The sequence below is a fragment of the Streptomyces sp. ATLC9 genome, assembly GCF_057196705.1.
In genome coordinates this window covers 1-13,921 of the sequence record NZ_JBXUOY010000132.1, presented here as the reverse complement: position 1 = coordinate 13,921, position 13,921 = coordinate 1, and the positions used below count along the sequence as shown (strand labels likewise).

The following is a 13,921-nucleotide window of genomic DNA, read 5'->3' as shown; positions in this document are numbered from 1 at the left end:
GGGCGGCCCCGGGCGGGGGCACGCGCGGCGGGCGCGGGAACGCGGTGGCGGCGGCCTCGGGTGCCGCCGGGCGCACCGGTCAGAAGACGGCTTCGGTCTCGTCCATCCGGTCCTGCGGCACCGTCTTCAGCTCGGCGACCGCCTCGGCCAGCGGAGCCATGACGATCTCGGTGCCGCGCAGGGCCGTCATCATGCCGAAGTCGCCCCGGTGCGCGGCCTCCACGGCGTGCCAGCCGAAGCGGGTGGCCAGCACACGGTCGTACGCGGTGGGGGTGCCGCCGCGCTGCACATGGCCGAGGATGACCGGACGGGCCTCCTTGCCCAGACGGTGCTCCAGCTCGATGGCGAGCCGGTTGCCGATGCCGGTGAAGCGCTCGTGCCCGTACTGGTCGATCTGCCCCTTCTCGTAGGGCATCGAGCCCTCGGCCGGGCGCGCGCCCTCGGCCACGCAGACGACCGCGAACTTCTTGCCGCGCGCGAAGCGGTCCTCGATCATCTTGCACAGGTCGTCGACCTGGAAGGGCCGCTCGGGCACGCAGATGCCGTGGGCGCCGCCGGCCATCCCCGCCTCCAGCGCGATCCAGCCCGCGTGGCGCCCCATGACCTCGACGACCATGACCCGCTGGTGGGACTCGGCCGTCGTCTTCAGCCGGTCGATGGCCTCGGTGGCCACGGTGACGGCCGTGTCGAAGCCGAAGGTGCGGTCGGTGGCGGAGATGTCGTTGTCGATCGTCTTGGGCACGCCCACCACGGGCAGCCCGGCGTCGGCGAGCATCCGGGCGGCGGTGAGGGTGCCCTCGCCGCCGATCGGGATGAGCGCGTCGAGGCCGAGCCTGCCCAGCAGCTCCTCGGAGTTCCGGCACGCCTCCCGCAGCCGGTCGCGCTCCAGGCGTGCCGAGCCCAGAATGGTGCCGCCTCTGGCGAGGATGCCCGAGACGGAGTCGATGTCGAGTTCGCGGTAGCGGCCGTCGAGCAGGCCCTTGAAGCCGTCTTCGAAGCCGATGACTTCGTCGTGCCGGTCGACCACGGCGCGGTGCACGACCGAACGGATCACGGCGTTCAGACCGGGGCAGTCGCCGCCTGCGGTGAGGACTCCGATGCGCATGGGGATCGCTTCTCCTGCTCGCTGCTGGTTCGGGGGTGCGCCGCCGCGATTGTTTCACGCACTGAACACATTCCCGCCTCCCGTCTCACATAGCGTTCGAGACACGACCGGCACGCGGCATCGCGGGCACGGCGGTAGGGTCAAGGTTAGTCAGAGGAACTAGTGTCCGGACGGGTCTTCCCAGGGCTTTCGCGGCCGGCTTTCCGCGGGCCCCCGCGGTCGCTCCGGCCCTCCGGCTCTCCGGCCCTCCGGCACTTTTCCGCCACGGCGTGCCCGGGTACCCGACGGAGCGGTACGGCCCGGAGGGTCCGGGCGCGACGAGCAGGGAGAGCACACGTGACGCGCAGCGTGTACGTGGCCGGCATCGGCCGCGGAGACGGCCGGCAGGTCGTGGAGCTGGGAGTCATGGAACTCCTGTCCCGGCGGACCGGCCGGGTCGGCGTCTTCCGCCCGCTGGCCCACGACGGTCCCGACCCCATCTACGACCTGCTGCGCAGCCGCTACCGGCTCTCCCAGCCCGCCGGGACGGTGGTCGGGCTCGGCTACGACGAGGCCGTGGCCGTCCTGGCCGACCGGGGCACCGACGAACTGGTGTCCCGCCTGGTGGACCGTTTCCACACCGTCGCCCGCGACTACGAGGCCGTCCTCGTCCTGGGCACCGACTTCGCCGACACCTCCCTGCCCGCCGAGCTGGCGCTCAACGCCCGGCTGGCCAACGAGTTCGGCGCCCCGGTACTGCCGGTCGTGGCCGGCACCGGTCAGGACACCGACTCGCTGACCGCCGAGATCCGCAACGCCTACCACGCGTACGCCTCGCTGGGCTGCGAGGTCCTCGCGATGATCGCCAACCGGGTCGCGGACGGCGCGGCGGTCGGCGCCGTCGGCCTGGACGGGAACCTGCCGGTTCCGGTGTACGCCCTGCCCGAGGACCCCGCGCTGGCCGCGCCGACCGTCTCCCAGGTCGCCCAGGCGCTGGGGGCGAAGGTGCTCCAGGGGGACCCGGCCGGGCTCGCCCGCGATGTGCGCGGCTTCGTCTTCGGCGGCGCGACGCTGCCGACCTTCCTGCCCGCCCTGACCGAGGGCTGTCTGGTCCTCACCCCCGGCGACCGCGCGGACCTGGTCGTCGGCGCGCTGGCCGCCCACTCCGCGGGCTCCCCCGCCATCGCCGGGGTGCTGCTCACCGTCGGGGAACACCCCGGCGAGGACACGATGACGCTGGCCGCCCGGCTCTCCCCGGGCACTCCGGTGCTGTCGGTGCCCGGCGGATCGTTCGCCACCGCCGGGGAGCTGATGTCCCTGGAGGGCAGGCTGACCACGGCCAACCCGCGCAAGGCGGAGATCGCGCTCGGTCTCTTCGAGGGCCATGTGGACACCGTCCGGCTCACCGATCTGCTCTCGGTGGTCCGCGGCGACCGGGTCACCCCGATGATGTTCGAACACGAGCTGATCGAGCGGGCGCGGTCCGACCGCCGCCACGTCGTCCTGCCCGAGGGCTCCGAGGAGCGGGTGCTGCGGGCGGCCGAGGTGCTGCTGCGCCGGGGGGTGTGCGACCTGACGCTGCTGGGCGACGAGACCGAGATCCGCAAGCGCGCCGCCGAACTGGGCATCGACCTGGGCCTGCTCGGGCCCGAGGAGCTGCCCGAGGGGACGGGCGCCTCCGCCCGCGCCGTGGACCCGTACACCTCGCCGCTGCGCGAGCGCTTCGCCGAGCTCTACGCGAAGCTGCGCGCCCACCGGGGCGTCACCCACGAGCTGGCCTACGACCAGGTGGCCGACGTCTCCTACTTCGGCACCCTGATGGTCCAGGAGGGGCTGGCCGACGGCATGGTCTCGGGAGCGGCCCACTCCACGGCGGCGACGCTGCGGCCGGCCTTCGAGATCATCCGCACCAAGCCGGACGCCCGGATCGTCTCCTCGGTGTTCTTCATGTGCCTGGCCGAGAAGGTGCTGGTCTACGGCGACTGCGCGGTCAATCCCGACCCGGACGCCGAGCAGCTCGCCGACATCGCCGTCCAGTCCGCCGCCACCGCCGCCCGGTTCGGCGTGGACCCGCGGATCGCGATGCTGTCGTACTCCACCGGCACCTCCGGCTCCGGCGCGGACGTGGACAAGGTGCGGCGGGCGACGGAGCTGGTGCGCGAGCGCCGCCCGGACCTGCTGGTGGAGGGGCCGATCCAGTACGACGCGGCGGTGGAGCCGTCGGTGGCGGCGACCAAGCTGCCGGAGTCGAAGGTCGCGGGGCGGGCCACCGTGCTGGTCTTCCCGGACCTGAACACCGGCAACAACACCTACAAGGCCGTCCAGCGCTCGGCCGGGGCGGTGGCCGTCGGCCCGGTCCTGCAGGGCCTGCGCAAGCCGGTCAACGACCTCTCGCGCGGCGCGCTGGTGCAGGACATCGTCACCACCGTGGCGATCACCGCGATCCAGGCGCAGCACGGCCGGCGGGCCGCGGGCACGGCGGCCCGTCCCGCGGGGCCCACCGGATCCGTCGAACCCGCCGCGTCCACCGGACCCACAGAACCCACCGGCCCCGAGGGGAAGGCTGCGCACGAGTGAGAGGCACCCGCGTCCTCGTACTGAACACCGGCTCCTCGTCGGTGAAGTACCAGCTCCTGGACATGGCCGACGGCTCCCGCCCGGCCTCCGGCCTGGTCGAGCGGATCGGCGAGCGCACCTCGTATCTGCGCCACGCCCCGGCCGGCGGGCCGCGGCGCGAGCGCGAGGAACCGGTGCCCGACCACCGGGCGGCGCTGGAGGCGGTCGCCGGCGAACTGGCCCGCGACGGACTGGGCCTGGACTCCCCCGAACTGACCGCCATCGGCCACCGGGTGGTGCACGGCGGGCGCCGCTTCACCGAGCCGACCGTGATCGACGACGCGGTACTGGCCGAGATCGAGCGCCTGGTGTCCGTCGCGCCGCTGCACAACCCGGCCGGTCTGGCGGGCATCCGCACCGCGATGGCGCTGGCGCCGCGTCTGCCGCAGGTGGCGGTCTTCGACACCGCCTTCCACACGACGATGCCGGAGTACGCCGCCCGGTACGCCGTCGACACCGCCGTCGCCGACGCCCACCGGGTGCGCCGCTACGGCTTCCACGGCACCTCGCACGCGTACGTCTCGCGCAGGGCGGCCGAGCTGCTGGGCCGGAATCCGTCCGAGGTGAACGTCATCGTGCTGCACCTGGGCAACGGCTCGTCGGCCTCCGCGGTGCGCGGCGGGCGGTGCGTGGACACCTCCATGGGTCTCACCCCGCTCGAGGGCCTGGTGATGGGCACCCGTTCGGGTGATATCGACCCGGCGGTGGTCTTCCATCTGGCGCGGGTCGCCGGGATGTCGGTCGACGAGATCGACACCCTGCTGAACAAGCGCAGCGGCCTGCTGGGCCTGTGCGGGGACAACGACATGCGGGAGGTCCTGCGCCGGATGGCGGGCGAGGGGCCGGACGCGGAGTCGGCGAAACTGGCCTTCGACATCTACGTCCACCGGCTGAAGAAGTACATCGGCGCCTACTGCGCGGTGCTCGGCCGGGTGGACGCGGTGGCCTTCACCGCCGGTGTCGGCGAGAACGCCGCGCCGGTGCGGCAGGCCGCCGTCGACGGACTGGAGGGCCTGGGTCTGACCGTGGACGCGGAGCTGAACGCCGCCCGCGGCGGCGGGCCCCGGCTGGTGTCCCCGCCCACCGCGCGGGTGGCGGTGGCCGTGGTGCCCACCGACGAGGAGCTGGAGATCGCCGGCCAGACGTACGCGCTGGTGGGCGACGGCACCATGGGACGGAAGTGAGCCAGCTCACCCCCTGGAACGTTCCGCCGCTGAACAAAAGATAGGATCGCCCCCATGCGCCGTTCCAAAATCGTCTGCACCCTGGGCCCCGCCGTGGACTCCTACGATCAGCTCAAGACGCTGATCGAGGCCGGCATGAACGTGGCCCGCTTCAACATGAGCCATGGCAGCCACGCCGAACACGAGGAGCGCTACCACCGTCTGCGCAAGGCGTCCCAGGAGACCGGGCGCGCGATCGGCGTGCTCGCCGACCTCCAGGGACCCAAGATCCGCCTGGAGACCTTCGCCGACGGCCCCGTCGAGCTGGTGCGCGGTGACGAGTTCACCATCACCACCGAGGACGTCCCCGGCGACCGCACCATCTGCGGCACCACCTACAAGGGCCTGCCGGGCGACGTCTCCAAGGGCGAGACGGTACTGATCAACGACGGCAACGTCGCCCTCCAGGTGATCGACGTGGACGGCCCCCGGGTGCGCTGCATCGTCATCGAGGGCGGTGTGATCTCCGACCACAAGGGCATCAACCTGCCCGGCGTGGCGGTCAACGTCCCGGCCCTGTCCGGCAAGGACGTCGAGGACCTGAGGTTCGCGCTGGAGATGGGCTGCGACATGGTGGCGCTCTCCTTCGTGCGCGACGCCGCCGACGTCCGCGACGTCCACCGGGTGATGGACGAGGTGGGCCGCCGGGTGCCGGTGATCGCCAAGGTGGAGAAGCCGCAGGCGGTGGAGAACATGGAGGACGTGGTCCTCGCGTTCGACGGCGTGATGGTGGCCCGCGGCGACCTGGCGGTGGAGTACCCGCTGGAGAAGGTGCCGATGGTGCAGAAGCGGCTGATCGAGATGTGCCGCCGCAACGCCAAGCCGGTGATCGTGGCGACCCAGATGATGGAGTCGATGATCACCAACTCCCGGCCCACCCGCGCCGAGGCCTCCGACGTGGCCAACGCGATCCTGGACGGCGCGGACGCGGTGATGCTCTCGGCGGAGTCCTCGGTGGGCCAGTACCCGATCGAGACGGTCAAAACGATGTCGAAGATCGTGCAGGCCGCCGAGGAGGAGCTGCTCTCGCGCGGCCTCCAGCCGCTGGTCTCCGGCAAGAAGCCGCGCACCCAGGGCGGTTCGGTGGCCCGTGCGGCCTGTGAGATGGCGGACTTCCTCAACGGCAAGGCGCTGGTCGCCTTCACCAAGTCCGGGGACACCGCCCGGCGGCTCTCCCGCTACCGGGCCGCCCAGCCGATCCTGGCCTTCACCACCGAGCCCTCCACCGCCTGCCAGCTCACGCTGAGCTGGGGCGTGGAGTCCTTCGTGGTGCCGCACGTGGACCACACCGACGACATGGTGGACCTGGTCGACGCCGAGCTGCTCAAGCTCCAGCGGTACAACACCGGCGACACCATGATCATGACGGCCGGCTCACCCCCCGGCATCCCCGGCACCACCAACATGGTGCTGGTGCACCACCTGGGCGGCGACGAGCGCTGACCCCGGCCCGGGAACGGCGGACGGGCGGCGGCCCGCGCACCTCTCGGAGGCGCGCGGGCCGCCGCCCGTCCGCCGCGGGTCAGTCGTTGTAGAGGTTCATGCCCGGAATGTGCAGCTCGCCGCCGAACTGGCCGGCCTGCCTGACCGACACCTCCGTGAAGAACACCTCGGGGATGTTCAGCGGCGGCGGCGACTGGGGGCTGAAGGTGATCGGGACGAGTCCGAAGAGCTTGCCCTTGAGCTCCTCGGTGTACATCGTCACCGTGCCGTTGCGGATGGTGGAGGTGCTGCCCTCGGCGGCCCTGACGTGCGCGGTGCTGCCGCCGGGCCCTTCCACCAGCTGGTGCAGGTCCCGGATGTCCACCGAACGGGCGGTGAACTTCAGGGCGTTCTTGACCGTGCCGTTGTGGGTGCGGACCTTGACGATGCCCTGGTAGTCCAGGCCGTGGAGGGCCAGCAGACTGGTCTCCAGCAGCCACGGGGCGTTGGGCAGCACCGCCTCGGTCCGCTCCTCCTCGGCCTCGGCCAGTGCCTCGGCGTCGTAGGCCGGGCAGGGGAAGGGCTCCTTGCCGGAGGCATCCGCTCCGGGGGCGGCCGCGTCGTCCGCCGGCTCCCCGGCGGCCTCCTCGCGTGCCTCGCCGGCGGCGTCCTCCAGCGCGTCACCGATCCGTCCCGCGGTGTCCTCCAGCCCCTTCTCGACGCCCCTCACGGCACCGTCCACGGCGTCCTTCACCAGGGTGTCGGAGCCGCCGTCCCCGGTCTGCCCGGGCCGCGACGGACTCGGCGGGGCGGAGGGCTCCGCCCCGTCCTCGGCCACCCCGTCCGCCCCGTCCTCCCCGTCCTTGTCGCCCGGGGTGAACAGGTCCTTGATGGCGTCGCCGATGCCCAGCGGGTCCAGCGGGTTGCGCTCCTCGGTCTCCGAGGAACCCGGCTCGGGCTCCGGCGTACCGGCCTCCTCCTCGCCACCTCCGGCGCCGCCGGATCCGGTCCCGCCGACCGGGGGTTCGGCGGGCGCCGTGGCGCCGGGCTCGGGCTCGGGCGTGGTGCCCGGCCTCACCTCCCCGCCGTCCTGCTCGTCCCGACCGTCCCTGTCGTCCTTGTCGTCCTTGTCGTCTTGGCCGGACTCTCCCTTGCCCGCCTCCCGGCCGCCGTCCTTCTCCGCCTCCCTGTCGGGCGCGGTCACGCACGGCCCGTCGCGGAAGGGGTTCTTCGGCAGCGGCTCGGCGAGAGCGAGCCTGGGCGTCAGCCCCATGCCCATGAGCACGGCCGACGGCATGGCGGCCAGGGCTATCGCCTTGCCCGCGGGAACGTGCAGCCGGGTCAGCAGCGGCTTCCTCGGGGCGGCGTGGCGCGGTCCGCTCCTCGTACGCCGGGGCGGCGCGGCCGCGCCCTCCCGGTCCAGCTCGTCAGGCGTCACGGCGCGCCCCGTTCCATCCGTCGTCCGCCCCCGCGGGGGCCGGCTCGACGATGGCCGGACCCACCTCCCGCGGAGACTCTTCGGGACCGGCCGGCCGCTCCTTGCTCTGCACCCAGGAGACGCCCATGGCGCCGCCGACCATCGCCAGCAGGAAGCCCGCGAAGAGGCCTCCGAGGTTGGAGACCACCAGCGAGACCAGGGCCAGCAGGATGGCGGCGACTCCGCTGAACACCCGGGAGTGCGGCTGGAACCACATGGTCAGGCCCAGCACGAACAGCAGCACGCCGATGATCAGCGATCCGGAGCCCGTGGTGGTCGCCAGCCGGAAGGACAGCTGGCTCAGGCTGGGATCGGCGTACGGGATCCAGATGATCGGTACGCCGCCCAGCAGCGTCAGCAGTCCCGCCCAGAAGGGGCGCTGCCAGCGCCACAGGCGGAACGACTGCCGCCAGTGACCGATGCGTTCACGCGCTCCCCGCGACTCGGCACTCATCAGAAAACAGCTCCCTAGGGCCGAACTGTCCATAAGATCGATGGCACTGCGGGGAGACGGGAGACCGGCTCGGCGGTCGGTCCCCCGCTCCCTTTCCGCTCAGTGCGTCAGAAGCACTCGTTCTTGCCCTTGGCCACGTTCAGCGAAAGGCCGGAGAGCTTGAAGGTGCCGGCGCTGGTGGCCCAGGACCTCTGCCTGACGTCGGTGAGCAGCACCTCGTCGGCCTCCTGGGCGAAGGAGCCCGGAAGCACGGTGTCGCCGTCCTTCAGGCCCGGGCCCTTGCTCGTGTCGTTCGCCGAGACGCCGATGTTGATGTTCGTGAACGTGGCGTCGGCGTCGAGCTGGTCGAGGTCGATGTAGAGGTTCCTCGCCTCGACGACCTTGCCGTCGTTGCCCGCGTTCAGCTTCACCGAGACATCGCCGAAGCCCGGGACGGGGATCACGACGGACTGGCACAGGCCCCTTAGTTCGGCGCTCCTGAAGGCCGACACCGCGACGGGGACCTCCTTGCCCCCGTGCACGGTGTCGATCGTGCCGTACTGCACGAACCCCCTGCCGTCCAGCCGGTCAACCGAGACCTTCGCCTGCTGACCGGAGACGCTGAACGACGCGGCGAGTGCACCCTGCGCCAGGGCGACCCCGACCGCCGCCGTGGCGGCGACGCTGGGGACCATGACGACGGCGAACCGCTTCCATCTGGTCCCGCCACGAGCCACAGACTCCATGACTTTCCTCCTTCTCGGACGTACATCTCCGGCCCGGGCCGGACCCGGACGGGATGGGAGAAGTGCTACGTCCTCGGGAAGGGGAGCGCCGATACCCGGATTCATCGGATTCCGAAGCGCCGGCGACCACCCCCGAGCGACAACCACTCGGCCACGCTCTCGCGCGACCTGCCGGACAGGCCCCGCCCTTCGGCGGGGACCCCCCTGTCCGCGGTCGGCGTCACCGACGCCGGCCCGCCCGGTGGGGACCCATGGTCCGGCTGTGCCCGGATGTGGTGTGCCGGGCTGCGGACGATGGACCGAGCGTGGCCGATCGTGGTCCATGAGAGGCCGGGACACAAGGGGCTCGTTACTTGCGAGTAACGGGAAGAAGACGGAGGCGGTACCCAAAGTGATGGTTCACGCACCCGCGGTCACGGGAGGAAACGACGGGCGAGTGGACCAAAAGGACTTGGCGGGACCAAGCACCCCAGGCGGTTTACTGCGAGTAACAGCGGCCACGATTACCAAGTTTCGGTAAAGTCGCGGCCGCTGTTGATCGTTATGTCAATAAGCCCCGGACCACCGGAACCGGCAGGTCAGAAGAGCACCCGGGCAAGGGCACCGCGTGCCGCGACCACCCTCGGATCCTCCTGTCCGACCACCTCGAAGAGCTCCAGCAGACGGACGCGGGCGGTCTCCCGGTCGTCCCCCGCCGTACGGCGGACCGTCTCCACCAGCCGGCCGAAGGCATCCTCGACGTGCCCGCCCGCCAGGTCGAGGTCGGCCGACCTCAGCTGCGCCTGTACGTCCGCGGGCGCCTCGGCCGCCTCCTTGCGCACCTGGGCCGCGTCCAGCCCCTGAACGCGCTGCAGCAGCTCGGCCTGGGCCAGGCCCAGCTTGGCCTCGGTGCTGGCCGGATCACCGGCGAGTACGTTCCGGTACGCCTGGATCGCACCGCCCAGATCCCCCGCGTCCAGCGCGGCGTGGGCGGCGGCCAGCGCCGGGTCCTCCGGGGCGGCGGGCGCGGCCGGGGTCTGCTCGCCGCCCTCGCCCTCCCCCACGGGGACGCCGGTGATGCCGAAGCGCTGCTCGGCGACCTGGACGAGCTGGTCCAGCACCTCGCGCACCTGCTGCTCGGGCGCCGCGCCCTGGAACAGCGGCAGGGCCTGGCCGGCCACCACCGCGAAGACGGCCGGGATGCCCTGCACCCCGAACTGCTGGAAGAGCATCTGGTTGCGGTCGACGTCGATCCTGGCGAGGAGGAGGCGCCCGGCGTACTCGCGCACCAGCCGCTCCAGCAGCGGCCCGAGCTGCTTGCACGGCTCGCACCACTCGGCCCAGAAGTCGATGACGACCGGGACCTCGGCGGAGCGCTGGAGCACCTCCTGCTCGAAGTCCGCCTCCTCGACGTCGATCACCAGGGGCACCGGGGCCGCTCCGGAACCACCGGCCCCGCCCTGCTGCCGTGCGGCCCGCGCACGGGCCTCCTCGGCCTTCTGCTTGGCCTCCCCGGCCGCCTTCACCGCGGCGAGGTCGACCACTCCGCTCATGGACATGTTGCGTGGCTGCATGTGACCAGTCTCCCCCGTCCCCGGACCGTTCCGTGCAGCGTGTCGCACATCGGCGCCGGGTCCCCGTCCGGCGCCAGTGGTTCTCGCGTGATCGCCGCCGGTTCCGGGGTTTCGGAACCAGTTTTTCGATACGCCTCGTAGCGTAACTCATGGCCGCGGCCGGCGAGCTCCCGCCCGACGCGCCCGGCCCGGAGGGCGCCGCCGCGGCGGACCACGCCGTCGATCTGGTCTTCGACATGATCGCGGGCGCGGTCGTCCACCGCTCACCGGTCGGCTCGGAGAAGGTCACCCCGGCGTGGGCCCGTGCCCTGACCGCCCTGCTGCTGCACGGCCTGTCAGCCACCGGGACCCGCCGCCGAGCCCGCGCCGGACGGCTCCGGCGGCGCCATGGACGTCTGACGGCCTCCGGCGCCGTCCGGCGGGCCGCCCGGCCGGGAACCCCTCCCGCACCCCGGACCCGGGCCCCGTCCCGGAAGGACGGGAGCGGGGCGGGGGTCCGGCACACGGCGCGGCGCATGGTGGCCGACCGCGCGCCGGGTGCCGCCTCAGAAGCCCGCGGGCTCGGTGTAGACGCCCCACTCCTCCCGCAGTACCCCGCAGATCTCGCCCAGCGTCGCCTCGGCCCGCACCGCGTCCAGCATGGGCTCGATCATGTTGGAACCGTCCCGGGCGGCGGCCAGCATCCCGTCCAGGGCGACGCGCACGCGCGCGTCGTCGCGCCCGGCCTTGCGGTCGGCCAGCACGCGCACCTGCTCGCGCTCGACCTCATGGCTGACCCGCAGGATCTCCAGGTCGCCGGTGACCGAGCCGGTGTGGCAGTTGACGCCGACGACCTTCTTCTCGTCCTTCTCCAGCGACTGCTGGTAGCGGAAGGCCGCTTCGGCGATCTCGCCGGTGAACCAGCCGTCCTCGATGCCGCGCAGGATGCCGGAGGTGATCGGGCCGATGGGGTGCTGTCCGTCGGGCACCGCCCGGTGGCCGCGCTCCCTGATCTGCTCGAAGATCTTCTCGGCGTCGGCCTCGATCCGGTCGGTCAGCGCCTCGACGTACCAGGAACCGCCCAGCGGGTCGGCCACGTTGGCCACACCCGTCTCCTCCATCAGCACCTGCTGGGTGCGCAGCGCGATCTCCGCGGCCTGCTCGCTGGGCAGGGCGAGGGTCTCGTCCAGGGCGTTGGTGTGCAGGGAGTTGGTGCCGCCCAGCACCGCCGCCAGCGCCTCCACGGCGGTGCGCACCACGTTGTTGTACGGCTGCTGGGCGGTGAGCGAGACGCCCGCGGTCTGGGTGTGGAAGCGCAGCCACTGCGCCTTCTCGCTCTTCGCGCCGTACACGTCCCGCATCCAGCGCGCCCAGATCCGCCGGGCGGCGCGGAACTTGGCGATCTCCTCGAAGAAGTCCAGGTGCGCGTCGAAGAAGAACGACAGGCCGGGCGCGAAGGCGTCCACGTCCAGGCCGCGCGAGAGGCCCAGCTCCACGTAGCCGAAGCCGTCGGCGAGGGTGTACGCCAGCTCCTGCGCGGCCGTCGAGCCGGCCTCGCGGATGTGGTAACCGGAGACCGACAGCGGCTTGTACGCCGGGATGCCCCGCGCGCAGTGCTCCATCAGGTCGCCGATCAGGCGCAGATGCGGCTCCGGCTCGAAGAGCCACTCCTTCTGCGCGATGTACTCCTTGAAGATGTCCGTCTGGAGCGTGCCGTTGAGGACGGCGGGATCCACGCCCTGGCGCTCGGCTGCCACCAGGTACATGCAGAACACCGGCACGGCCGGGCCGCTGATCGTCATCGAGGTGGTGACCTCGCCCAGCGGGATGTCCCGGAAGAGGACCTCCATGTCGGCGGCGGAGTCGATGGCGACGCCGCAGTGGCCGACCTCGCCCAGCGAGCGCGGGTCGTCGGAGTCGCGGCCCATCAGGGTGGGCATGTCGAAGGCGACCGACAGCCCGCCGCCGCCGGCCGCGAGGATCATCTTGTAGCGCTCGTTGGTCTGCTCGGCGTTGCCGAAGCCGGCGAACTGGCGGATGGTCCAGGTCCGGCCGCGGTAGCCGGTGGGATACAGACCGCGGGTGAAGGGGAACTCGCCGGGCCAGCCGATCCGCTCGAACCCCTCGACGGTGTCGCCGGGAGCGGGGCCGTAGACCGGCTCGACGGGGTCGCCGGAGAGCGTGGTGAAGTCGGCGTCCCGCTTGCGTGCGGCGTCGTACCGGGCCTGCCAGCGGCGGCGGCCCTCTGCGATGGCGTCAGCGTCCATACGCACAAATTTACTAGGACGTCCAAGTAATTGTCGATGGAAGACCGCCGGGTGCGGTGCGGCGCACACGGACGGTCCGGTGGGCCCGGGGGAGCTCTCAGGCCCCGGCGGGGACGGCCGTCTCGTCCTCGACCAGCGGCTCGACCTCGCGCGACACCTTCCGCTCGACGAAGAACGCGGCGGTGGGGACGGTACCCGCGAGCAGCACCCAGGCCAGCTTGCCGAACCTCCACTTCGCCTTGGAGCCCAGGTCGAAGGCGAAGACCAGGTACAGCACGTACAGCCAGCCGTGGGCGATGCTGATGACGCTGGTGAAGCCCTCGGCCCCGTCCATCTCCAGCAGGTACTTGCCGATCATGCCGACGACCAGCAGGACCAGCAGGACACCGGTGACGTAGGCCATCACCCGGTAGCGGGTGAGCACGCTCTTCTTCATGCACACGAGCGTAACCGGCGCTCCGCGGGACCCGGCGGGGGCCCGGCTCAGCCCTCCCTGAAGTCCCCCGCGGCCACGCGCAGCGGCCTGAGCAGCGCGAAGATCTCGTCGCATTCCTCGTCGTCGTAGGCGCCGAGACCGAAGTCCATCGCCATCAGGTCGCGGGTGGCCGCCTCGCACACCTCGCGCCCCCGGTCGGTGATGGAGGCGAGCGTGCCGCGGCCGTCGTTGGGGTTGGGGCGCTTGGCCACCAGACCGGACCTCACCAGGCGGTCGACGGTGTTGGTCACGGAGGTGGGGTGGACCATCAGCCGCTCGCCGATCTTCGACATCGGCAGCTCGCCCGCCCTGGAGAAGGTCAGCAGCACAAGCGCCTCGTAGCGGGCGAAGGTCAGCCCGTAGGGCTTGACGACGGCGTCGACCTCCGCGAGCAGGATCTGGTGCGCGCGCATGACCGAGGTGATCGCGGCCATCGGAGGCGCGGAGCCCCATCGCCGCTTCCACAGTTCGTCGGCGCGGGCGATCGGGTCGAACGTCAGACTGAGCGGCTTCGGCACGGCTACGACCTTACCGGCCGGTCACATCGTGGTCAGCTCCGTCTCAGCAATCGGGCCGCCCCGCGGGGGGGGCGGCCGGGGGGCGGGGGGGGGGGGGGGGGGGCTGCCCCCAATGCGCGGGACCGTGG

The 13,921-nt window shown here is 72.1% G+C and carries 11 protein-coding genes; 3 read left to right on the top strand and 8 right to left on the bottom strand.

Going from position 1 to position 13,921, the window contains the following annotated elements; genetic code table 11:
* Nucleotides 1-79: 79 nt before the first annotated feature.
* Complete coding sequence (locus tag AC2CJA_RS15245) at nt 80-1,105, bottom strand: ATP-dependent 6-phosphofructokinase (RefSeq protein ID WP_484603245.1); 1,026 nt, start codon at nt 1,103-1,105, stop codon at nt 80-82.
* A 336-nt stretch (nt 1,106-1,441) separates the two neighbouring features.
* Here AC2CJA_RS15245 and pta point away from each other — a divergent pair, with 336 nt between their 5' ends.
* From pta to pyk, 3 genes are read left to right on the top strand one after another with little or no spacing between them, the layout of a single operon-like run.
* Nucleotides 1,442-3,661 carry a phosphate acetyltransferase gene (gene pta, locus AC2CJA_RS15240; RefSeq protein ID WP_484603244.1) on the top strand — a complete coding sequence of 740 codons (2,220 nt, stop codon included), beginning with the start codon at nt 1,442-1,444 and terminating at the stop codon, nt 3,659-3,661.
* The gene (locus AC2CJA_RS15235) at nt 3,658-4,884 is read left to right on the top strand and encodes an acetate kinase (protein WP_484603243.1); all 1,227 of its coding nucleotides are present in this window, start codon (nt 3,658-3,660) and stop codon (nt 4,882-4,884) included. Before pta ends, AC2CJA_RS15235 begins: the two co-directional genes overlap by 4 nt.
* A 54-nt stretch (nt 4,885-4,938) precedes the next feature.
* Nucleotides 4,939-6,366: a pyruvate kinase gene (pyk, locus tag AC2CJA_RS15230; RefSeq protein WP_484603242.1), complete on the top strand. Its 1,428-nt coding sequence runs from the start codon at nt 4,939-4,941 to the stop codon at nt 6,364-6,366.
* A gap of 79 nt (nt 6,367-6,445) precedes the next feature.
* On the opposite strand, the gene AC2CJA_RS15225 is transcribed toward pyk, so the two are convergent.
* From AC2CJA_RS15225 to AC2CJA_RS15195, 7 genes are all read right to left on the bottom strand, one after another.
* Entirely contained in the window at nt 6,446-7,783 is a 1,338-nt protein-coding gene (locus AC2CJA_RS15225; protein ID WP_484603241.1) for a hydrogenase expression protein HypF, read from the bottom strand.
* Nucleotides 7,773-8,276, bottom strand: a complete 504-nt coding sequence (locus AC2CJA_RS15220) for a DUF6114 domain-containing protein (protein ID WP_484603240.1) — start codon at nt 8,274-8,276, stop codon at nt 7,773-7,775. The genes AC2CJA_RS15225 and AC2CJA_RS15220 overlap by 11 nt, the downstream gene beginning before the upstream one ends.
* Before the next feature lie 107 nt (nt 8,277-8,383).
* Complete coding sequence (locus AC2CJA_RS15215) at nt 8,384-9,001, bottom strand: DUF6230 family protein (RefSeq protein ID WP_484603239.1); 618 nt, start codon at nt 8,999-9,001, stop codon at nt 8,384-8,386.
* Nucleotides 9,002-9,579: 578 nt separating this feature from the next.
* Entirely contained in the window at nt 9,580-10,554 is a 975-nt protein-coding gene (locus AC2CJA_RS15210) for a tetratricopeptide repeat protein (protein WP_484603238.1), read from the bottom strand.
* Nucleotides 10,555-11,099: 545 nt separating this feature from the next.
* The gene (gene icmA / locus AC2CJA_RS15205; protein WP_484603237.1) at nt 11,100-12,800 is read right to left on the bottom strand and encodes a coenzyme B12-dependent isobutyryl-CoA mutase large subunit; all 1,701 of its coding nucleotides are present in this window, start codon (nt 12,798-12,800) and stop codon (nt 11,100-11,102) included.
* A 97-nt stretch (nt 12,801-12,897) separates the two neighbouring features.
* Entirely contained in the window at nt 12,898-13,236 is a 339-nt protein-coding gene (locus AC2CJA_RS15200) for a DUF3817 domain-containing protein (protein WP_484603236.1), read from the bottom strand.
* Nucleotides 13,237-13,283: 47 nt separating this feature from the next.
* Nucleotides 13,284-13,793 carry a MarR family winged helix-turn-helix transcriptional regulator gene (locus AC2CJA_RS15195; RefSeq protein ID WP_484603235.1) on the bottom strand — a complete coding sequence of 170 codons (510 nt, stop codon included), beginning with the start codon at nt 13,791-13,793 and terminating at the stop codon, nt 13,284-13,286.
* Nucleotides 13,794-13,921: the final 128 nt, after the last annotated feature.

What these genes read in the sequence shown, in the direction of transcription:
- AC2CJA_RS15210 (WP_484603238.1), bottom strand. Translation starts at nt 10,554, where the DNA reads ATGCAGCCACGCAACATGTCCATGAGCGGAGTGGTCGACCTCGCCGCG.
- AC2CJA_RS15215 (WP_484603239.1), bottom strand. Translation starts at nt 9,001, where the DNA reads ATGGAGTCTGTGGCTCGTGGCGGGACCAGATGGAAGCGGTTCGCCGTC.
- pyk (WP_484603242.1), top strand. Translation starts at nt 4,939, where the DNA reads ATGCGCCGTTCCAAAATCGTCTGCACCCTGGGCCCCGCCGTGGACTCC.
- AC2CJA_RS15220 (WP_484603240.1), bottom strand. Translation starts at nt 8,276, where the DNA reads ATGAGTGCCGAGTCGCGGGGAGCGCGTGAACGCATCGGTCACTGGCGG.
- AC2CJA_RS15200 (WP_484603236.1), bottom strand. Translation starts at nt 13,236, where the DNA reads ATGAAGAAGAGCGTGCTCACCCGCTACCGGGTGATGGCCTACGTCACC.
- icmA (WP_484603237.1), bottom strand. Translation starts at nt 12,800, where the DNA reads ATGGACGCTGACGCCATCGCAGAGGGCCGCCGCCGCTGGCAGGCCCGG.
- AC2CJA_RS15245 (WP_484603245.1), bottom strand. Translation starts at nt 1,105, where the DNA reads ATGCGCATCGGAGTCCTCACCGCAGGCGGCGACTGCCCCGGTCTGAAC.